Raw genomic sequence first — 23,217 nt, forward strand, 5'->3', positions numbered from 1 at the left:
AGGGGGCTTCCCCCTCTTTTTAATTGTACAGAATACAGTTAACCCGGCAAATCCGGGTTTTCGCCGTCTTTTAACTGCAGGAAATACAACTAAATACTAGGCACTCCGCGTTCGGTACGCGCAGGCAGGCGCTGCCGGGGGAGAAATGTCCGCCCATTGAACAGATACGCTTGTGGCCGAACTCCACCTTGAGTCCGCTCAGCTCCGCTGCGCACCACTCGACCAGCCGCTGAATAGGCCTACTCCGTTTTCTTTTCAAAAATCAGCTCATAATATTCCGGAAACCCCACAGCCTGGGCGCTGGGCATGATAACAAACTGAACGAACCGCCAGCCCTCCGCTGCATGCGTATGTATAATCTCCTGATAATTCTCCGTTGGCAATTGGAGAAATCCAGTATTCTTCTTTTTAATTTGTACAAATTTGTATTCAAACATTGATCTTCCTCCTGTTGTAATTTTCTACTTAAGCATGTTAATCCTTCACCGGCGTCCCCTGATGAAAAAACATCTGCCAGCGTCCCTCGAGCAACCTCCAGACCGAGCTGCGCAGGCAGTGAATGCCGGAATCTTCATTGAAGGTCCGGTAGGTCGCAAGGACAGCCTCCTCAGACAACGTATGGAGTTCGAAGTTACTCAAGGTCATCCGTACCTCACCTGCTCCCCCTTCGCCAACCTGATCCTGCTTCCGCCATACCCTGCCTGAACTTCCGAATTCAGTGTAATCATCTGCGATCAGCAGCGCCACCGCTTCAGGATTCGTACGCACTTCATTGCTCAGCAGCTGCTCCTCGAGATCGCATATATGGTCTGCCAGCAATTCTTTAGCTGTCACATCAATTCCCTCCTTTTTACATTTACTATTCTGGATGGGCATTGGAATATCCTCTCCAGACAGCAAAAATCCCGGTCCATTCTGCAGGAGACGCAGCGCTAACCGGGATTCCGCAAGGGAATGCAGCCTATTCCAGCGACCGCTTCAGGCGGTATTCCTTGGGGGTAACGCCGAAGGCTTTTTTGAACAATTTGAAAAAGGTACTCTCATTGACGTATCCGACGAGCTCCATAATCTGCTTGATGCTGATATTCTTCGTCTCCAGATAAGTCTGGGCATGCTGAAGGCGGATATCGTTCAGATACTCGCTCACCGATACCTCTTCGCTCTGCTTGAACATTCTGCCGACGTAGGCAGGAGTCATATGCAGCATCGAGGCAATCCCCTGCAGACTGAGGTTCGGCTCTTTATAATTCATCTCGATGATTTCCTTAATCGCGTCCATCAGAGCCGCATTCTTACCGCTGCCCGTCTGGTCCAGCTGATCATGAATATCCCGGCATACCCTGCGGAATAATTCAGCGGTCTCCTGCAGCGTCTCCTGCTCCAGCACCTGACGGCTGAGCGTGCTCAGCTCCACATTCAGCGGAATAACACGGTTATGGTTAATCTCCTTAACGGAGGTTTTGATAATGCCCGTGATATGCAGCAGGCTGTGAACAATGGCATCATAATGGCAATGCCCCAGCGGAGCCAGCATATGCCCGATGGCCTGCTCCATGGCAGGCAGATGACCGGTACGGATACTCTCACCCAGCCTCTTCTCCAGCTCCGCCGGGAAGCTATACTCCTGCTGCCGGAGATTGCCGTCCACTCGCTCCTTCGTAATGATGCTTTGCCGGCCGTATACCAGCTTATACATCGAATATTGAACAGCCGCCGCATAACGGTCCGGAATCTGTTCATGGCTGCCGCAGGATTCACTGGCCGTCAGGGTCAGTGACAGCTGGTAATAGCTGCTGACCACCTGCTGGATGTTACGGAATAGCTCATGCAGCGCTTCCTCATCTTCGGTTTCACTATTGCTGCCTTCTGCCCGGCTGATCAGCAGGGCCAGATGACTGCTGCGCATATCTGCCAGCTCGCAGAGATAATGTCCCGGACGCAGGATCTCCTCTGCAATATTGCGGATAGCAAAATAATACAGGCTGCGTTCATTATGGCTGGTCCTGCTGATGAACCCGGAATATCCGTCCACCTGAATCAGGACTACCCTGTAAGGGCCGCTGCGGTTGATTTGCAGGCCGTTCTGCCTGATATTATCCTCGAATTCCTTCGCGGACAACGCCTTGCCACCGGAGAGAAGGGTTCGGAGGTAATAGCTTGTAATAATATGCCGCTGTTTGCCCTGCTCGTCTGAGACGCTTCGCAGCTGCTGGGCCATCGTACTGAACAGGCTGGCCACTGCCGATAATTCATCCTTATCTTTTTCTTTATCTTTTTCTTTATCTTTTTCTTTATCTTTCTCCTTCCCCTTCTCCGTACCCTTCTCCATATTCTGCCCCGTGGCCTTACCAGCCGCCGCTTTCCCTCCCGGCTGCATCCCCAGCTGGCCTATCAGACGTCCAATAGGCTTATAGAGCTTGTGCGCTACAAGGGTAGCCAGAACCACAGCCAGCAGCAGAACGGCAATAATGACGGACAGAAAGGTGCCGCGCAGCTCCCGTATAGGCTGAAGGATAATTTCATACGGCTGCACACTGACGACCTTCCAGTTCGTCCCCTGCATATTCAGATAGTTGACCAGCAGTCTGGTGCTGCCGCCGAACCTGCCGGACAAGGTGCCGAATGCTTCGGCATCCCCCGGCGTATGCCCGCCCAGCGCCCGGATCAGCTCCCCCTGACTAGGCAGCAACTCCGGGTTACCTGAGAGCAGCAGCTTGCCTGCCTCATCCAGCAGATAGACGCCCGATTGCTCAGGGATAGCGAAGTCATTGAACGAGCGCAGATTCTCATAGAGCCATTCGGGCTTGATATTGACGACAAGTGCACTCTCCTTACTGGTGCCGGTGTCCGTGAAATTCTGATACATCACCAGCGAAAAGAAATCAACGGGCTGGTCTGCTCCGCTGAAATTCATCGGAATCAGCTTCATCCGGGGAAGCTTCTGCTTATTCTTCACCAGCAGGGCAATCTCCCCGCTCATCGGGGCATCCGGTTTGTTCAGACTGAGCTCCCCTACGGTATAGGTCCGGTCGTCATAACCGTTATAGACAAGGATCGAATGCAGGAACGAAGAGGAGAGGTAGGCCTGCTTCAGCGAATTCATCGAACGGATCACCAGCATTTCGTCAGGATCACGCAAATTCAGCAGCGGTACAATATTAGGGTCCATGTACAGGGAGACAGCCAGATTATTCATTACTCCTGACATATAGGACAGGTTGATTTGAATCTGCTTCATAGCCTTGCGGCTGACCTCCTGCTGCATCCGAATTGCGCTGCGTTCCGCATTATACTGCAGGAGCAGCGAAGAACCGGCGAGCACAGCCACCATCAGCAGTGTTACAGAGCCTATAATGCGCAGCAGGTACTTCTTGGACCTGTAAGCTTGCCACATCGGCAGTCCCCCCTCTACTAAGATGCATTATGCCGCCTGTAACCAGCATGACATATAGCGGATGGGGCAATCTACTGTACAATGTGCGAATTGCTCTCCGATCTCAGACTGCGATTTGGTTTCAGTGAAAAGCCAGCGGAACCCTGCGCACAGCGCCGGGTTCTACGCTGATGCGCGGCCAATCCGCAGCTGTACATTGCCCCAGCGCGACTGCCGCTGCGGTAGACAGCTCGGCGAATATGGACACCTCAGCCGGATAAGCTGTGTTGTTGGCAACGGTAAGGACCTGCTTCCCGTTCTCCTCCTGCAGCGAGCATTCCACATGATCGAATACCCACAGCAGCCCTGTGTCGGGCTGCACATAAATTCCCGGAACCTCGGCATAGGTCAGCATATTCGAGACCTCACACCAGCAGGAGAGCGGCAGCACTTCCCCGATCAGCTCCGTGCCCTCCCAGTCGCTCATATTCACCCTTTCGCTCATATAACCGGGCAGCAGCTCCTTCCCGTCCCAGCCCATGACAGGTCTGTCCTGGCGGGAGAGATATTGCGGAAGCTGATGCGCAGTATCCCTGAGCTGCTCCATATACAGCGGGTTGCCGGTGGCCCGGAACAGCTTCAGCAGCGAATCGCCAGACAGGGTGCAGATGCCCGGAGCGCTGTGCTTATTCTGCACATTGGCAATGACCGAGCCTGCCGTTTCAATCCCCAGCCGCCCGAAGGTCGATTCTTGCGGAAAAACAAAATTATACGACACACACCACGAGATTGCCTGCCGGGCCGCTTCCTCTGCCCGCTGCAGCCACTTCTCCTCCCCTGTCGTTTCGTGGAGGACGATGAACGCTTCCAGCAGGGCGAAGGCCGACTCGCTGTCCGGACACTGCAGAATCTCTCCGGGCCCGCCCGTGGTTACACCCTCCCGGGTATACTGGCGGTAATAATAATCCCCGGCTGCCCGCGCCGCTGCCAGATACACCTCTTCTTTCAGGTGTTGGCCGAACAGCGCCAGTCCGGCAACCGCCATCGCACCTCCGGCAGAGCCGCCGACCAGCAGCTCTCCGGTTTCGGCCTGTATCCATTGGCCGAACTGGCCATACCGGCCCCATAAGCGGAGGAAGCCATCGGCAAGCCGCCGCGTGCCCTCAAGCCAGCGCTCCGGCAGAGGTTCATTCGGGTGCAGCATGTTCATTGCCATGAGCTGCTTCCCCAGAAAGTACAACGCATCCGCACTCTTGCGCACAATATGCCATTGCTCCGGATGATCGCGCTGCGGATCTTCATTGAACTCATCGCCGTAGTAGCGGCCGTTATAGAATACACCGGGGAAGAATCCGGCCTCCGTCTGTCCGCTGAAGATGAAATCAAGGGTCCGGCGGGCTCTGCGGACCGATTCTTCGCCACCCGCAAGCAGCAGCGCATAGCTGGACATGCCGCCGCCGACCCAGCCCAGCTGCCAGTCCTGATGCTTCATATCCACGGTGCCTACGGCGTAATAGCCGTACGGCTCCTTCCAATTCAGTTCGTTATATTTCTGCTCCTGAATGGCCCATGCCGCCGAGAACGGCAGGCTGGAGGACAGCACCGGATTTCCTGCCAGCGACTTGCGCACCCCGGCGAATCTGGCGAACAACCCGTCCACACTGCCGCACGGGAAGCTGTATACCTCAAAGCTCAGACTGAGCTTATCGCCTTCCCCGAAGTCCGCCCCTCTGTCCGGGGAAGGGGCCCCGGTGGTACACATGTCGTATTTGATCCGCGGCCGTACGCCCGGAGCACGGAAGGATATAACAGCAGAGCCTCTGTCCTCCGCTTCCTGCACATGAATCGAGGTCTCCCCGCAGCCGGTCCGTTGGCAGGTTAGAATCAGGATTCCCTGTCTGCGGACCGGATCATATACCCCCACCGCCGGTGTAGCCGCGTCCCCGGCCAGCAGGTGGAATGCCGAAGGGCCGGGCCCTACGGACAGCCGCGGCACGTCTGTAATCAGCGCCGGAGTATCCGGGCCGCGCTCCGGCAGCTTGCTCCAGCAGGGCGGATAGCTGAAGCTGCGCACATCGAAGCGGTTGCCGTTATATACAGCGCCGGGAACAAGCACATAATTGGAGCGGTCCCAGGCAGCAAATTCAAAGCGGACCTCCGCTGCCGTTTGCCTGGACTGTCCCCGGTGGAGCCAGTTCACTTCAAGCCTGGCTCCATCACTGCTGCCGCCTATCCCGGCGCAGGTTAGCGTAATCTCCCAAGCCGCTGCTTCTCCGGCAGGCAGAAGGGGCTGCCCTGCTTCTCCTGCTTCTCCTGCTTCTCCTGCTTCTCCTGCATTTCCTGCATCTGCCGCCCAGCCAGTGTGATATTCCTTAAGCGGCTCGGCCTCCTCGAAGGTGTGCGAAGCGAAAGCCAGCTTCGCTCCGGCTTCTTCAAGCAGCAGCTCAAGCTTCTTCTGCATCTGCATCTGCCGCCCCCCTCTCTTCTCTCTCCGCCAACCCTGCTTCTGAAGCTCTGTCACGCGGGCCAAACTGCGAGAAATCGATATCCTCCCAGCCTAAGGCATAAGCCGGCGAAGAAGGCAGCAGCCGGTAGTCCCCTGCCGGACCATCAACGAAAGCGGGATCGGCCAAGACGGTACCGGCATCATATTTGCCGTCCAGTACAGCACGCCAGGCTTCCCATGTGTATTCTTCGCCCCATACACTATTGGGGCCGACAGACTCTGCCGGAAGCTCGCCGGTGATCCGGGGAACGACTCCACCGCGCCAGAACAGGTTGCGGTCAGCAGCCCGGAACCGCTTCGGACTCCAGTTGACGAAGCAGTACAGATGACCTGAATTAGAGATGATATTTCCTTCGACCGTAATATCCCGGTTCGCTTCCCCTACCATCTCCTGCGAGCCTATAGCGTTGACCGCCTGGGGATTATCCGCCATCAGATTGTTGCGGATGACATTGCCGACGCCTTTGGAGAAAATCGTCATCCACAGCTTCCCCTCCCCGGTGCTGTAGAGATGGTCAAGCACGTTATGCGACACAGTCACATCATCGGAGGCATCATCCAGATAAATGCCGAAGCCGAAGGAGAAATGGATACCGCTGTGATGCAGCCGGTTGCCATGGATGACATTCCGGCGGCCGATTCCCCAGGATTCGATCAGCCCCCCGTCCTGGCTGCCGGTCATCACCTCCGAGATATCGTTATAGCTGATCCGGTTGGCCCGGGTAAAGAGGAAATCATGGTGGTTCTCCCGCGTCACGGCTACACCCCATAGAGATTCCGGCAACTGCTGATGACGTTGTCCTTTGAGCGATATCCCGTAGCGGGGCATATGTGAGATGCGGTTATGCGCGACCTCGCAGTCCCCGCACTGATACAGGACAATTCCGCTTCCATGGCCGACAAGCTCTCCGCCATGGCTAATCCGGTTGTTCGTGATCCGGTGTCCTTTATTCTGATTGGCATCCTCCACTTCACGGAAGCAACCTTCCCCCGGGGCATAACCTGAGGCGTAAATGGCCGTGTGTCCAACGGTCTGTATAATGTTTCCGTCCAGCACAATCCGCTCGGCGCTGCGGTCAAGGAAGATGCCGCAGGCGCCGGATTCACGGATATGGCAATCCGAGATTTCAATCTCCTCCGCATTGCGGATATAGATCACTCCGTTACGTTGTTCATCCGGTTCAACATTATCCATTCCCGGTTCATTGCGCATCATCTTATAGTCTTCATAGAAATCAGTGCAGGCCAGGGTCAGACCCTGGAAGGCCAGACCGGATACCCGCCGGGAATCATCTTCCCCTTGAATTTCAAGCAGCCGCAGGACAGACGGGGCGATAACCTGCTCCTCCAGCGGAGTGCCGCGCTTAGGCCGGTAATACAGCATAGCCTCTGCCTCATCCAGATGAAATTGGCCGGGTTCACGCAGGAACGACAGCGAGCCCTGCAGGAAAAAGCGTGAGCCTGCACCTATTCCCCAGATGGTGGGCCGCGCAAGCTCAATCCAGCCGGAAGAGTGATCGATCCGCCGCACCGGAATCGTCTCGGAGGCCCAGTTCCACTCGCCTTCTCCCGGCCACACAAACATCTGCAGTCCCGCCGTATCCAGCTGCTCCGGCACATCCCCTTTCCGGGCAATGATTCCGTCATGCTCTCTTCCCTCAACCGAGGCGGCGGATTCGTAATAACCCGCCGCCGGGAGGCGGGCTTTCGCTACCCGTTCCCCGCCTGCATATAGCGTCTGGAACCGGGTTCCCTGCGGCAGCGTTGTACGCCAGATGCCGTCTTGCCACAGTTCCCAGCCGGAGAGCACGGCGCCTCCCGCGAGTACCGGCTTCTCTCCCTCAGCATTACGGTAGAGTACACGGCATCGGGTACCCGCTGCATCCCCGCACCCGAAGCGCAGCGGCTCGCCAAGCTCGTAGATACCGCCCCCGAGGAAGACTGTTATCTGCCCCGTGTGCCCTCCGGCTAGGGCAGCGCGCACCGCACTCTGCGCGGCGGGAATTGTGCGGTACGGTTCTTCCCGGCTTCCGCTGCCGGAATCATTCCCTATATCCGGGTGGATATAAAGCTGCAGTTCACAATCCGTTTCCCGTTCTTCTGACACGCCTGTTTCCCCCATTTCCCCTCATCCCTTCTCATCCTGATTCACGCCGATTACTGCCTTCTTCACAACCTTCTTCACAGCTTTCTGCGCCACCAGCTCCTGTCTCCAGCATGCAGGCTATCACATTACAAAATCTACTGTTCAATATGGCAATTGCCCGCATTCATACTGTACTTTATAAGATTTACTGTTCATTTCCGCAGCAAAGAGGCTTTCGCGGGGCCGCCTTTAGCCCTGCGAAAGCCTCCGTAAGTTATAACTGTATCCTGCTTACCTTACTGAATTGGAGCCAGATGCGCCCCGTCAATGACCGTGAACATTGATCCGCCACCCGGAACGGTCCAGGCTACGGACAGGGAGTCATCGCCCTGATCTTCCTTGTGCAGCGCCTCTACGTAATAGCGCTGTCCTGCGGTCAATGTAATCTGGCCGGACTTCTGCGAAGGCTGGTAGGTCCAATTTCCCGCTGGCGTCCAGCCGGCTACGTTGGCGATCAGGACCTTATTGGCCGCACTGTTAGTCGTGCTGAGCCAGAGCTCACAGTCATTATCTCCGGCAATGGCAAACTGATAAACACCTGTAACCGTCGGCACAATATATCCTCTTACGCGTTCCCCGTAGCTGTTGGCCCAGTTCGACGGACTTGTAAAACTCGTCAAGGCCGTAACCCCGGTTGGTGTCGTCCCTACCGGGATGGCTGAAACTGAGCCTCCCGTAACATTGATCCAGTATTCACGGGTAATCGTCCCGACCTGAGTCAAACCACCCGGCGTCGGAGTTGGTGTTACTGTTGGCGTTGATGTTGGTGTCGGTGCTACCGTTGGCGTTGCCGTCGCTGTCGCCGTTGGTGTCGGTGCTACAGTTGGCGTTACCGTCGGTGTCGGTGTTGGTGTCGGCGTTGGCGTCGGTGTTGGTGTCGGCGTTGGCGTCGGTGTTGGTGTCGGCGTCGGTGTCGGCGTCGGTGTCGGCGTCGGTGTCGGGTTGCTGCCTCCACCCTGGTTCACATCACAGGTCTTGTAGAAACCCACGGCCGGATCGGTGCCGAAGGCATTCGTCGAGCACATGACCGTATTGGTGTAGGTGCCGTAGGCGTAGCTGTTGTTCGCCCCGAAGCGCACCTGCTTGGTGCCTGTGAAGTTACAAGGATTGTTCTCACCGGCACAAGGAACCCAGTTAGCCGAGGATACCAGCGTCGTTACGCTCAGTGTGTTGCTCGCAGCCGACAGGTTGCCCGCTGCATCCTTCGCCTTGACGGTGAAGCTGTAGGCGGTGCTTGCCGCAAGACCCGTCACTTCAAAGCTGAGCGCGCCTGTGGTGGACCCGGCCAGTACGCCTCCCTTATAGACATTGTAGCCTGTGACTCCAATATTGTCGGTGGAGCCGCTCCAGGTAAGACTAACACTGGTGTCCGTCTTGGCCGGTGAAGCGAGATTCGCCGGAGCACCCGGTGCCACCGTATCCGGACCATTCGTCGTTACACTCAGCGCATTGCTTGCCGCCGACAGATTGCCCGCCGCATCACTGGCCTTCACCGTGAAGCTGTAGGCTGTATTCGCTGTAAGCCCGGTTACAGTATAAGAGGTTGCACCTGCACCTACTGTAGTTCCCGTGCTTACACCATTTTTATAGATCGTATAGCCGTATACCCCCACATTGTCGGTGGATGCCGACCAGGTCAGATTGACTGTGGTATCTGTTTTGGAAGGCGTGCTTAAGCTGCCCGGTGCGGTAGGAGCCGTAGTATCCGGCGGACCAGCGTATACGGTCACTGTCTGCTCCTTCACACTGGCCCGGCCGCCATTATCCCAGACACCAAGTATGACCTTATAGGTGCCTGCCTTCTGGTACGTATAGGTTGGACTCACCGTGGTAACCGGAATGCCTTCACCCAGATCCCACAGATTCTCCACAATACTGCCGTTGTCTGTGGACGTATTGGTGAAGGTGACGGGTTGCCCCAACTGAACGGTCAGCGGTGCGGTGAAATTGGCCACCGGCTTCGGATCATTGAAGCCTCGGCTGGTAAGCTGCGTATTCGTACCGTTGCCGCTGACGGTATTGCCGCTCCACTCCAGATCAGCAGCCGCTGACGGATACTGGTCAATGGATGGTCCACTGTTTCCAGTAATGGTGTTATTAACAAAGCTGATCCGGTCCACCCCGGAAGCTGTCGTAATCTCAATAGCTTTCCGGCCGTTATTCAGAATCTGGTTGCTGTCAAAAGTAATGTTCCGCGTATCCCCGTGAATCCGCACGGCATTGCCGTCATACCCCGGATAAGCGGCGGCGGGGTTGCCGGCCGGTCCATTTTTCCAGATATTCTTATAAAAGTACTGATACTGCTCGGTTTGTCCGGTACCGGCACCCTGCAGCTGCATGCCCCACATCACGATGTTCTGCACCGTATTGTAGTTCCACAGCTGATAGCCCGTACCTGGCGACTGCTGCATGCCCACCTGCTGTCCCCCGTCTACGAGATTGCCTGAGGTGACACCATGGTCAACCATGACCTCCAGTCCCATGTGGCCGACAGAGCCGTCCGTTGCCTTAACTACATTGTTGCGCACCGCAATATACTTCGAGCGGACGGCGCTGATCCAGTGATCGACGTTGTTGTTCTCAATCAGCGAATAGTCGACGTTGGTGTGCAGCTCGATGCCAAGGCCCTCCATTTTTTTACCGGTGCCGGTGATGGTGTTGCCGCGGACGATAGCGTAAGGACTGTCATCATTCACAAAAATCCCGCCCCGGCCCGTATCCGCAATCGTATTATTCTCAATCAGCGCATAGCTGGAGCCCCAGCCGGCCCGTACCCCGCCTCCCCAGTCGGAATTCACGCCGGTGTTGGTGATTGTATTGCCCGAAATCTCAATATGGGTCGATCTTACAGCATATAGCGCAAAAGGTCCGAAGCCGCTCGATGCGACGAAATCCTTGACCCGCAAATTACGCATCTTGTTGCCGTCGCTGTCTTCGGAAGTAACGGCAGACTGGGCTGCGGTGTTGTTGCCTCCATCGAGGGTCATGTCCGATACTTCAGCATTCAGCGCATTATGCAGGTAGAAGAAGGTTGCGGCCGTGGCGCCGGGAGTGAACTTGATAATTACCGAATCCCGGCTGGCCCCGGCAATTTTGACGCCGGATTTGCTGTTGACGGTTCCTGACAGATAGTAGGTTCCCGCCGGAATGAGCACAGTGTCTCCGCTGACCGCTGCATCTACAGCACTTTGGAACGCCGCCTTGTCGTCTGCGGTATCCCCGCCGTTCGCACCGTAAGCGGTTACATTTAATGTTGCGGCAAACGCCGGAGTTGCCGGCACGGCTGGCAGGAGAAGCGATACAGCACCAAGAATACAGAGTATCCGCACTTTCAGTTTTGAGGCGTGTTTCAGCTTGCTTGTCATCTTCATAAATCCCTCCCTGTCATTTCTGAATCGGCTAATGCATGATTTCCGGCTTCCCGCATGATCCGATGCTTCCGGCGGGGCAGACTGAACGTGAGCCGGGACATCTCCTCCTTATCTTGCCATACCTTCTACAGGGGGAGAAACTGTTCATTTTATCAAAAAGCATGTTTTACACACTGTATAAAACGCCAAAAGCTTTCTTTTTACAGAATATCATCCAGCCGTCTGACAAAAGCCTTGCACCTCTAGGCAAATTTGTTTAAAACTATATCATACCTACTCTCACAACTATGTCTGCGCCGAAGGGGCTGGATTTATGAAACCGTTCTCATTTTATAAATCGAAAAAATACTTCCAATCCGTCATGTTCTCCATCATGCTTGCCATGGCCCTGATTCTGACCGGCTTAGCCGTTGTAAATACCTACGTGCTGGAACGTTCGATCAAGAATGTGCAGGAGAATTCCAACCTTAAGGTGCTGACGCAGACGCAATATAATCTGTCTTCCATGAATGAAATCATTACCCACCTCTCCACCTTCGCTTATAACGATAATCTGCTGATCCCGCTGCTGTTCTCGAAACCCCTGCCTCAAATGGACTATATCCGCGGCTACCGTGAAATGGCCAATCTGATGAAAAGCTCATCGTTTCTGCACTCCATTGCCGTCTACAACGCTTCAAGCAACGAGCTGTACGGCTCGACCAGCAATTTCCTGGTCGACGGCGGTGTCACCAAAGAACGGATGACAGAGTGGCTGCTGCATCCGGCGCAGCCGCATCCGACCTCACGGCTAATCCCGGTGAGCCTGGAGCGGACAGACGGCGGAATTGATGCCTTCGCCTTCATCGTAACCGATGCCTACATCCCCTTTACCGGCGACCGGTCTGCACTTATCCTCTATATTAAATCCGGCTGGGTCTTCGACAGTCTCGCCAAACTGAATGATGCGGGCACAAGAGCCCAAGGCCAAATCTATATCCAGACTTCCGGCGGACAGCTGCTGTCCGGCGAGAACCTCGCGCAGAGTAATCAACCGGACCTGGACGGTATTACCGAACTGATCCGGCAGGATAAGGCCATGACCGGCGCAGGCTCCGGTTCAGTCACCGGCAATACCGGCAACAGCAAAAGCATTATCACCTATATGGAAGGCATCGGCGACTGGATGATCCTGTATGTCCAGCCGTATGCCTCCGTCATGAAGGATGTGACCGATGCCCGCACGAAATCGCTGCTGATTACCGGCGGCTTCCTGCTGCTGTCGATTGCCGTATCCGTCTGGCTCTCCTACAAGCTCTATGACCCGATTGAGAATATGCTGCGGCGGATGCGACCGCTGTCCGCAGATCCGAAGCAGGCGGATGAACCATACGGTAACGAGCTGGATCTCATGAGCGGGCATTATCAGCGCATGCAGGAGAAGCTGCAGGAGATCAGCTCCGAGCAGATCGTGAACAAATATTACATCCGCAAGTTCCTGACGGACAGCCGGATCTTCTCCCATAATGACATGCAGCTGCTGATTGAGAAGCACGGGCTGCATATCTCCGCCCGGGAATCCCTGCTCGTATGTGTGCTGCGCATCGAACGTTATGCCGCTTATGACCTGGCGACGCCGCCTTCTTCCAAGAAGCTGCACAGCTTCGCTCTGGTCAACATCGCCCAGGAGATTATGTCGCGTGCTTACCCCTGCGAAGCTGTAGATCTTCAGGGCGACCATATCGTGCTGATTGTATCGGCGGCTTCCGGCACCACATCTGATTTTGCCGGGACGAAGCCGCTCATCCGGGAGATTCAGGATACGATCGGCCAGTATTACGGCCTGTCGTTGTCCGGAGGAATCAGCAGCGTAATCTCCCAGCTTCCGCAGCTCTCCGCTGCTTACTACCAGGCCTATCAATTATCTCTGTATACCTTTGCTTCGGGATACAAATCGATCATCCTGCCGGAGGATGTCCGGGAGAATCTCGGAAATAAACGCAAGACCCTGCCGCCGGATATTGAACGCAAGCTGTCGGAGGCGCTGAAGAAAGGCCAGCTCACGGCCGCAGGCAGCGAACTGGAGAAAGCCTTCTCGCTCCTCGCCACATTCCAGTATGAAGAGATGCGGCGTGTCGTTGCCGACCTGGCTTGGGTGGTGCAGAATACAGCGGCGGAAATTGCCGGCAACCGGGTAGGCTCCCTGCCCCTCGACATCGATCAGATTCACCGGATTCCCCAGGCGCATGAGACGCTGGAGGAGATTTACGTAGCTCTTCTGTCGCTGTGTGCCACCATCTGTGAAGGCCAGCGGCCGGCCAGTCCTGAACGTAATGAGCTGATTATCGGCACTGTCAAAGAGGTCATTGAACAGAAGTTCAACGACCTTAATCTGAGCCAGCAGTCCATTGCGGCGAACGTCAAGCTGACCTCCGCCTATCTCGGCAAGCTCTTCAAGGACAGCTGCGGCGTATCCATTACCGAATATATCAACGATATCCGGCTGCGGCATGCACAAGAGCTGCTGCTGCAGAGCGATTATACGATTTCAGAGATTATGGATAAATGCGGCTATGCCAATCAGAGTTACTTTTTCCGGCTGTTCAAGACCCGGTTCGGCACCACTCCGAAGGATTACCGGCTTAAGAAATCACTGTCCTGAACGTGCCGATTCCAAGAATACACAGGAATTCTCATATTGTATACTCCCGCTGCACAGCTTTTCGAACATGACATTGTATCCTCCCTCCTCCCCTCCATGGCATGATGGATTCATAACAGAACGGAGGAGGAGATGAAGATGGGAAAGCCTGAGCCGGCCGAACTAAGCACACTTCCGGGGAACACAGGCCGCAGGCAGCCCGCTGTTCTACGATGGGTGAGAAGCGAATTCAGGCATCTGCGCAAGAACCGCGAACTGCTGCTGCTCGCCTTGCCCGGAATACTATTCAAGCTGGTGATCGCGTACTTTCCAATGGTGGGTCTGATTCTGGCATTCAAGTTTTTCAGATATGACGAGGGAATCTTCGGAAGTAAATGGGTAGGATTGCAGAATTTCGAATTCCTCTTCAAGGCGCAGGACGCCTTCCGCATTATCCGCAATACGCTGCTGTACAATTTTTCTTATATTATCCTGGGGACGGTCTCCGCCCTGCTGCTCGCACTGCTGCTGAATGAGCTGTCAGGCCGGCTGGTCAAGGTCTACCAGACGACGATGTTCCTGCCTTTTTTCATCTCCATGGTTATCGTCGGTTATATTGGTAACGCTTTCTTCGACTTCCAGAACGGATATCTCAATACGCTGCTCGGCTATGTGGGCATCGACCCGCATAACTGGTATCTGGAGACGACCCCCTGGATCTTCATTCTCCCGCTGGTCTCACTCTGGAAAGGCATCGGCTTCTCTACCCTGATCTATTATGCAGGCATGACCGGCATTAACCCGGATTACTATGAAGCTGCCACGCTGGACGGGGCAACCCGTGTACAGATGATGCGCAGAATTACGCTGCCCCTGATCAGGCCGCTGATCATTATTCTGTTCATCCTGGGGCTCGGCAATATTATCCGCGGCGATTTCGGCCTGCACTATTTCCTGCCGAACAACGTAGGGCCGAACTTCCCGACCACCGACATTATTGATACGTACGTCTACCGGGCACTGACCAAGCTGGGGGATATCAACTCCGCGGCAGCTGTCGGCTTCCTGCAATCGGTAGTCGGACTGATCACAGTCGTCACTGCCAACTATGTCGTCCGCAAAATCGACGATGACAGCGCACTTTTCTGAACAGGAGGAGCACACACATGAACATGAACACAGCCAAATCCGCACCGTCTAACTTCGGCATCAATGTATTTTTCATCATAGTCTGCCTGATGATCGCTCTTCCGTTCCTGCTCGTCATCTCCATCTCGCTGACATCGGAGGATGCGCTGAGCCAGTTCGGATATAACCTTCTGCCCAAGGCGTGGAGCTTCGAGGCTTACCGGATTGTGTTTGAGAAGCCCACTACCCTGCTGCGCGGTTACGGGGTAACGATACTGATTACTGTAATCGGCACCGTGCTCTCGCTCCTGCTGACGGCCATGATGGCTTATCCGCTCAGCCGCAGAGATTTCCGCTACAACCGCCAGCTGACCTTCTTCGTCTTCTTCACCATGCTGTTCAACGGCGGACTGATTCCGTTCTACATCCTGATGACCCAGTATCTGCATCTGAAGAACACACTGGCTGCGCTGATCATTCCCGGTCTGCTGAGCCCCTTCAACATTATGATTATGAAAGGCTTTCTGGACAAAATCTCCAAGGAAATCATCGAGTCGGCGAAGGTTGACGGCGCCCGGGAGTTCCGGATTTTCTTCCAGATTATCCTGCCGCTGTCCACGCCCGCCCTGGCTACGCTCGGACTGCTGATTTCCTTCGGCTACTGGAATGAATGGTTCAATGCGCTGCTCTTCATCGATAATGATAAGTTCATCCCATTGCAGCTATTGCTCGTGCGCATCCTGTCCCAGGCCGACTTCCTGGCCAACTCGCCGATGGCGGAGGTCTCGGATAAGCTGAAGTATGCGAGCTTCCCGACCTTGTCAGTGCGGATGGCGATGGCTATTGTGGCCAGCGGTCCGATGCTGCTGATCTTCCCTTTTTTCCAGAAGTACTTTGTCAAAGGCATCACGGTAGGCTCCCTGAAAGAATAGCTTCTATTCCAAAATAATGGAGGGTTCATGAATGATCAAACACACGAAATCCACCGCTGTGCTGCTGTGTGTACTCCTGCTCTGTATGTCGGTTCTCGCGGCTTGCGGCAACAGCAATAATAATGGAAACAACGGCGCAGCCCCCGCAGGCAACGCCACAACCGAGCCGGCTGCCACAAACGGCACCGATCCCGCCGCCACACCTGCCGCCACCGAGCTGCCTGAGGTTAAGCTGACCTTCATTTATCCGGTAGCCGCTGACCCGGGCAAAGACCAGCAGCTGGTGAACGATGAGATTAATAAATACATCAAGGACAAAATCAACGCCACCGTCGAGCTCAAACCGCTGACCTTTGACGAATATGAGCCGAAGCTGAATGCCATGCTGGCCGCTCAGGAAGACTTCGACATTGCCTTCAGCTCCAAGGGCTGGCTCGGCAATTATCAGCCTTATATTGACCGGGGCGCTTATCTGGAAATTACAGATGAAATGATCAGCAGCTATGCACCCGAAGCCCGTGCCAATATTCCCGACAAATTCTGGCCGGACATGAAAGCCGCCGACGGCAAAGTCTACGGCTTCCCGATCTATCAGATCGCAGCCAAGCAGAAGAGTCTGGTGATCCAGAAACGTTTTGCCGACAAATACAATCTGGATCTCGCGTCCATTCAATCCTACAAAGACATCGAGCCATTCCTCAAGACACTGAAGGACAATGAAAAAGGAATCATACCGCTCGGTCTCGCCCAGAATTCCAACGGCATCTACATTGACCGCACTGAAGTCGGCGCCGACGGCTCTTCCGTATTCTATAAGAAAGACGACCCGGAGATGAAGTTCATCTCCAAGATTACACAGCTGGAGAACAAGAAAGAATATTTCCAGACGATGAACGCCTGGTACAAGGCAGGGTACATCAACCAGGATGCGCCTGTGCTGCAGAATATCAATGATCTCAAGAGCAAAGGCAATGTGGCTGTAGCGATTGAATTCACCTCGAAGCCGGGCGGAGAGATCGGTGAGAAAGCGATTAACGGCGGCAATGATGTCGTATACGCTCCGATCTCTGACAGCTATTTCACCGGGATTGCCAGCGCCATTCAGGTCATCAACAAGAACTCCAAGAATCCTGAACGTGCCCTGATGCTCATCAATCTGCTCAACACCGACCAATATCTCTATAACCTGATCTGTAACGGTATCGAAGGCACACACTACACCAAGGTCGACGAGCAGAACATCGCTCCGATTGAGAATTCCGGTTATGCGCCTAACGGAGACTGGGTGTTCGGTAACCAGTTCAATGCTTATCTGAAGCCGGGCCAGGCCGCAGACACCTGGGAGAAGACCATCGAGCTGAACAATAATGCAATCGTGCCTGCCAGCAATGGCTTCCAGTACAGCGAGGATAAGATCAAGGCCGAAGCCGCCAACATCAACGCGGTCAAAAATGAGTTTGAAGCTGCCCTGGAGACCGGAGCGGTTGATCCGGACAAAGTGCTTCCCGACTATATCGCCAAGCTCAAAGCCTCAGGCATCGAGAAGGTAGAGGCTGAGATCACTGCCCAGTGGACCGAGTTTCTGAAAAACAAACAGTAAGCTGCGAATGTACAGGGAACGGCGATAGGCCTTCTCCGGGGGCTAACACCGTTCCCTGTTACTTTCCCTTAAAACTAGCAGTTTTATAAAATGGTGGCCACAGGGAGCATCCACCCAGCATTTTTAATTGGAAAAACGTATCTTAATTTGGGTGTTTTGACGGAGTCTGAGGTATTAGTTGGAGAAACGTCATTTAATTTCATGCATTTCCCCTACTCTGATCTATTTGCAGCGTATTAAGTGCTGATTATCCAACTGTTGCCCGGCAAGTGTCCCTCCGTTCATAAGCAAGTGGACAATATCCAACTATATCCGGCTACACCCGCAGTCACAGCCACAGCCAAATCCGCAGTCAAACCCTTGCCAATGGTGCTCCCGGCTTCTTTAGCCGCTTCTTCGGAGTTATACACGTTTTTGGTATTGTTCAATTTACACTATAGTAAAAAGCACCGGCGCTCTGTTTCAGCGCCGGTGCTTTTTGCATACCTGCTATAGATTCTCTGCGGCTGAAGCATAGGCTCAGCCGCACGACTCACCCCCTACTCAGCTGCTTAAGCTTTCAGCTGCGCCAGAATCTCAGGGTCTTTAATCTTCGTATCCTCAGCCAGCAGCACGACCTTGGAGAGAATCTCCGCCGTGCGCGGATCTTCGTCCAGGAACGGCAGGAACAGCCGGCCGCGGTGCTGCGAATGGACCGGGATAATATGCAGCGCCCCGCTGGCCTGCTTATAGCTCATTCCGCTGCCCAGATGCACTACATATTCGCCCAGCGTCCCGGTAATCCGCGCATAGCTGCCGTCCACGCGGACGTTGCCGATCTTCAGCAGACGCAGGGACTCACTGACGATCACCCGGCGCATCTCTATAGTCGTCAGGCTGGCCTCCGGATCGACGCCTCCCACATGCGCTACGCTCACTACCAGATCCACATCCCGCATCACCTCGGAGAACAGGCGGGGCGGCACCTCATCCAGCTTAACGTTCTTATACGTAGTCCGGTCGAAGAACTCGACCGTCTCCAGCGTTGGTGCCTCCGTATCGGCCGGGGAGAACCAGTCCGCCATGGCGTAGAGCCGCGCAATCAGATTCTCGCCATAGAATACCTTCTGCAGCCCCTCTTCATAGCTGACCGTCCACTGCCGCTCTCTCAGCAGTGCGACCGTCTTGCGCGGCTGCACCTGATGGCCGGCATAGCGGCGGGATACGCCGCCATTCGCCAGTTCATCCGCATTGGGCAGATACAGCTCCCGGAAGATCTGCTTGAACGGCTGGCTGAGCTGCCGGTCGAACAGATCCTTCTGGTACAGGCTCCACTGCCCGCTGTTATACAGATCAAGCGGATGGGCGATGAATAGCTCATCCTTATCCGTAAGAGCAGCTTGCGCTCCGGAAGGATTCTCCAGCGCAGGCGGAAGGGCCGCGAAGTAGCCCAGCACGCTGCCGCTCTTCAGGACAAGACCGCGCAGCAGCGGCGCCAGAATAGGATTCCGGCTGAGCCCGGTAATCTCCTGCAGCGTGAAGCTGCTGCCTGATTCCATCGAGCGCTCCAGCTCCAGGCGCGCCCGGCGGAACTGGGCCGTCAGCTCGCTCCGCGTTTCCTTCAGCGCCTCGATATAGGCATCCTTCTTCAGGCGGGCAGGCACCGATTTCAGCACCTTGCCTTTGCTGGTAATGACAAGCTCGCTCTGACCCTGCTCATCAATGACCAGCTGGGCGAAGGTGTCGGTATCCAGCGCGTGCGGCTCGAAGTATGGCTTCAGCTCATCCAGCTTGCGGGCTTCGATATCCCACATCAGCCGGGTGACATCGGCATATCCGGCATTGCGGGCCAGATTGCCAAGGGCAATCCGTGCCGCCAGCCCCTCGCTCGCCCGCCGCTGTGCGCCGAATTTCTTGCTCTCCGTAAGGAAGCGCTGGATCAGCTCATAGCGCTCCCGGATATCCTGCTCCCGGTCCTTGCGGAGCGGAATCAGGCTGTAGCTGAGCAGATGGTCTTTGTTACGCTTTTGTTCCACAGACTGCTTCATTTCCTCCAGCTTCAGCTTGCCAAGGGTGGCATCAGCGAACAGCTGGGAGCGCCGGTGGTTCGCACCCGCAGAGATATACTTCGCACAGTCGTAGAGCAGATCGAACCGCTTCTGTCCAAGCGTCTGATACGCCGACTGGAACCAGTTCATATCAAAAGCGCCGTCATTGAAGTCCTGCGGGGTAATCGGCGAGTAATGCGCCACCACCGTCTCCTTCTCCGCCGAGAAGCTCTCGTTGATATGGGCGTGGAAATACCAGGCGGCACTGCGGATGCCTTCCCAATCCAGATAGCCGGAGATAATCTCAATCCACTGCGGCGCATACATGGCGGCCTCCAGCAGCCGCTTCTCCGTGATACCGGAATCCTTCAACAGCGTCCGCAGGAGTGCAGAGTCTTCACCCTCCCGGGGATGGCTGACCTTAAGCAGATGGCTGAATGATTCCTTCTTCGTGATACTGTCGCCGTAGCCATATACATAACCCCGGATGAAGGTCTCCTTGTCGAGCCCCGCCAGAATACGGATGAAATACTCCATTCCCTGAATCCGCTGCAGCCCCATCACCAGCGGGGTCACCTCGGTCGGCAGCTCCCCGCGGGCCAGATCGATTTCCAGCAGACGGTCAATCAATACGGTGCGGATTCCGGCAACCCGCTCACTGTCGTCAATCCACTCCACATTCCGGCCGGTTAGGGTGCGCATGTGATGGCGGTTGTCATGGCCGGTAAGCAGCTCCTTGTACAATTCACCTTCACCGATTAATCCCGTTTCGTAAGCCTTCAGATAATCGTACAGCTCCAGCCTGGTGCCAGCATCCTCCGGGTTCATCCGGTCGAAGACATACAAGGATCTGAACAGCTCCTTGAAATCCTCCGGCCCGTCCGCCCGGTCCCGCATCATCCTCAGCCATGGCTGGGCCAGCACATTCAGCAGCGCCGGCTCACTTTCCAGCTTATCCTCCGGCATCGCTGCCATCAGCGCATTCAGCGCCCCGGCGGCCAGGCTGAAGTTATCCTGTTTATCACTGTCTGCATAGAAGGCACTGATCAGAGTCTTCACCTGATTGCCGTACCGCAGCCCTTCAAACAGCTCTGCTACATCCCTGATGGTCTGCAGCGGATATACCTGCTCCGTGAATTCCGCTCTCCAGCCCTCCAGCAGCTTATGTTTTTTCAGCTCCCTATAATCCATAGAGCCTCTGTAGTACCGGTAATAGCTCTCCATCGTTCCATCCAGATCATCAAGCTGGTTGTAAAAGTTCAGCTCCAGCAGCATCTTTGGATTCCAGCCGCTCTGCTGGAGATAGGCGGACCAGAGCTCATGGAGCGGATACTCCTCCAGTTGAGAAGCCGATTTGTCCCTGTCCTTAGCCATAGTCCATTTCAGTGTGCGCAGCACCGCACCGACCAACAGCGTCTCCTTCTGGCCGGAATAATATTCGCTGACATATTCCGTGTCCCGCTGTCCATGAATCTGCTCATCCAGCCCGTGCAGGAAGGTCCTGATCTCCTCCAGCGGCAGGGAGAACACCTTATCCCAGCTGAATTCGCCGGGCTGCGGCCCCCCGGTCAGCCATGCTTCCGTCTCCCCCGGGTTGAACAGCCCGAACCCGCTCGCCGCCGTATATTCATTCCTGCGGCTAAGCTTCGCGATCAGCTCCCGTTCCTTCGCCGCAGGCTCGGCAATCGCCTCCACCTGTGGACGCACCGCCTCATACAGGCTGCTGCGCTGCTCATCCTCGAAGAGCACCGTCACCATCTCCAGCGCGGCCAGGCGCTGCAGGCTGTTTTTCTCCTGCAGCAGCCGCTGGATGCTGCCTTCAAGCGCCGAATCCGGCTGGCTGAGCAGCAGCCGGGTCACGTTCTGGCGCAGCGATCCGGTCTTCAGCTTCAGCAGCGCCTCGGCCTGCACCAGTTCCTCCGCATCCAGTGTCCATTCCTTGGCCTGCTCCAGGGCCAGCTCACGGTTCTTCATGCTTTTATCGCCAAGGCTGGCGAACACGAATTCACGCTGCACCGGATTCAGCGGGTCGCTAATGAAGCTGGCCAGCAGTTCGCCGCGCAGATCCGGCGAGAACTCATCCTTGAGTGCAATCAGCTCGGCAATCCAGGCGCTGTCCATATCATACGCGGTCAGGTACAGCATTTTGCGCACCGGAAGCTCCGGGGTGTAGTTCACCTGGACGAAATCCAGCACTTTGGATTCCCCGGTTAATTCACGATGGGGAGTGCGCAGGAACATCGCTTTGAGGGCAGTGAAATCCCGCTCTCGTGCCGCCTTCTCCCCCAGCTGCGGTGAACGCTGCAGCTCCAGCTTGGGCCCGTTCTTGTCCGGTCTCCACAGCCTGCTGTAGCCGTAGCTATAGTTGCTTAGAACCCAGTATTGCAGCTCCAGGTCCTGCTCCTCCAGAGATTGCCGGGCGCTCTCCAGCCGGAGCTCGCTGTTCTGGCTGTTCGCCAGCACATACTGGGCCACAATCTTCTGATAGAGCTGCCCTCCGGCCATCAGAACCCCAATCCGTCCATAGAGATCCTCTTCCTCATGCACAGCTGTTGCCCACAGGCTCAGGTAGACATGATGGGCGTTCGCATCCTCCAGCCATGCTGCCCGCACTGCTTCATCCTGCAGAACCAGGTATGCGCCTTCAATCAGGCTCTTGGCCACACGCTGATTCTGGGCTTCCAGCCCCATGCCCGTCCACACGCCCAGCGCGCGCACGACAGAGCTGTAGCGGATGAAATCATTGTCCAGAATCAGCTTCAGCACGTACAGATTGTTATCCAGCGTTCCTTCATCCATCCGCTCCACCAGCGATTGGCGCAGTCCCTCCTGCAGCTTGGCAGCCAGCAGCAGCTCGCCCAGCATCACCACAGCTTCCTTCCGGTGACTCATGAATACGCCCTTGATCACCTCGTAGCTCAGCACCGCTGCCTGATTATCGCCGTAGACCATTTCCTTAAGGTCGTCCAGCATACCGCTGCTGTCCTCACGGTCCAGCTCATAGGCTATGACATCGCTTAAGACCAGCCTGAAGCGGTAACTCACATTGTAATCCGTATCGTTGTCCTTTTTGCGCAGATACTCTCCAAGGACGAAACCCTGCCGCTCCATGAAGATCAGGGAGCTCAGTTTGCTCAGAATTTGTGCGCTGTGCAGCTCAGGATTACGGGTACGGTACGGTCTGCGCACGTATCCCCTGCTGTACGGATACTCCGTACAATGCTCCACTATGTAGGTCATCACTTCTGCGGTATACGGGCTGAACAGCTTCCTGACAGCCGTCAGCAGCGGTTCATAGAATCCTTCTGTCCTGCCGCCGGCCAGTGTCCTGAGCTGTTCCAAGCACGCCTTGCTCTCCTCCTCCTGGCCGCCATAATAATTCAAACGGCTGAGTCCAATAACGACAGACGCAAGACCCGATGTTTCTTCATCCAGCCCTTTGGCCTTATTCTCCATCTCCGCATACCACTGTGCTTCCAGATCCTCAGTTTTACTTACCGCCATTCCTGTTCCC

General features: G+C 55.5%; 11 protein-coding genes. 4 read left to right on the forward strand and 7 right to left on the reverse strand.

Annotated features, from left to right (window positions below):
* Positions 1–239 precede the first annotated feature (239 nt).
* The 6 genes from GC101_RS32365 to GC101_RS35895 form a co-directional block, all read right to left on the reverse strand.
* Positions 240–437: a DUF4177 domain-containing protein gene (locus GC101_RS32365; RefSeq protein WP_171720654.1), complete on the reverse strand. Its 198-nt coding sequence runs from the start codon at positions 435–437 to the stop codon at positions 240–242.
* Between the two features lie 37 nt (positions 438–474).
* On the reverse strand, positions 475–834 hold the full coding sequence (locus tag GC101_RS32370) for a nuclear transport factor 2 family protein (protein WP_336102354.1): 360 nt from the start codon (positions 832–834) through the stop codon (positions 475–477).
* 127 nt (positions 835–961) lie between these two features.
* Positions 962–3,394, reverse strand: a complete 2,433-nt coding sequence (locus GC101_RS32375; RefSeq protein WP_171720656.1) for a helix-turn-helix domain-containing protein — start codon at positions 3,392–3,394, stop codon at positions 962–964.
* Positions 3,395–3,515: 121 nt separating this feature from the next.
* Positions 3,516–5,840 carry a YyaL domain-containing protein gene (locus tag GC101_RS35890; RefSeq protein ID WP_216626836.1) on the reverse strand — a complete coding sequence of 775 codons (2,325 nt, stop codon included), beginning with the start codon at positions 5,838–5,840 and terminating at the stop codon, positions 3,516–3,518.
* Positions 5,818–7,986 carry a right-handed parallel beta-helix repeat-containing protein gene (locus GC101_RS36830; protein WP_171720657.1) on the reverse strand — a complete coding sequence of 723 codons (2,169 nt, stop codon included), beginning with the start codon at positions 7,984–7,986 and terminating at the stop codon, positions 5,818–5,820. Before GC101_RS36830 ends, GC101_RS35890 begins: the two co-directional genes overlap by 23 nt.
* A gap of 275 nt (positions 7,987–8,261) precedes the next feature.
* Positions 8,262–11,396 carry a fibronectin type III domain-containing protein gene (locus GC101_RS35895; protein WP_216626837.1) on the reverse strand — a complete coding sequence of 1,045 codons (3,135 nt, stop codon included), beginning with the start codon at positions 11,394–11,396 and terminating at the stop codon, positions 8,262–8,264.
* A 313-nt stretch (positions 11,397–11,709) separates the two neighbouring features.
* On the opposite strand from GC101_RS35895, the gene GC101_RS32410 reads away from it, so the two are divergent.
* From GC101_RS32410 to GC101_RS32425, 4 genes are all read left to right on the forward strand, one after another.
* Entirely contained in the window at positions 11,710–14,037 is a 2,328-nt protein-coding gene (locus GC101_RS32410; RefSeq protein WP_171720658.1) for a helix-turn-helix domain-containing protein, read from the forward strand.
* 138 nt (positions 14,038–14,175) lie between these two features.
* A complete protein-coding gene (locus GC101_RS32415) occupies positions 14,176–15,165 on the forward strand; it encodes an ABC transporter permease subunit (protein ID WP_171720659.1) in 990 nt (329 codons plus the stop codon).
* Positions 15,166–15,182: 17 nt separating this feature from the next.
* Positions 15,183–16,076 (forward strand): carbohydrate ABC transporter permease, encoded by an 894-nt coding sequence (locus GC101_RS32420; protein WP_246354609.1) that lies wholly within the window; start codon positions 15,183–15,185, stop codon positions 16,074–16,076.
* Between the two features lie 31 nt (positions 16,077–16,107).
* Positions 16,108–17,676 (forward strand): ABC transporter substrate-binding protein, encoded by a 1,569-nt coding sequence (locus tag GC101_RS32425; RefSeq protein WP_171720660.1) that lies wholly within the window; start codon positions 16,108–16,110, stop codon positions 17,674–17,676.
* Between the two features lie 551 nt (positions 17,677–18,227).
* On the opposite strand, the gene GC101_RS32430 is transcribed toward GC101_RS32425, so the two are convergent.
* Entirely contained in the window at positions 18,228–23,207 is a 4,980-nt protein-coding gene (locus tag GC101_RS32430; RefSeq protein WP_246354610.1) for a DUF4132 domain-containing protein, read from the reverse strand.
* Positions 23,208–23,217 lie beyond the last annotated feature (10 nt).

The organism is Paenibacillus phytohabitans, from assembly GCF_013141775.1.
Taxonomy (GTDB): domain Bacteria; phylum Bacillota; class Bacilli; order Paenibacillales; family Paenibacillaceae; genus Paenibacillus_AQ; species Paenibacillus_AQ phytohabitans.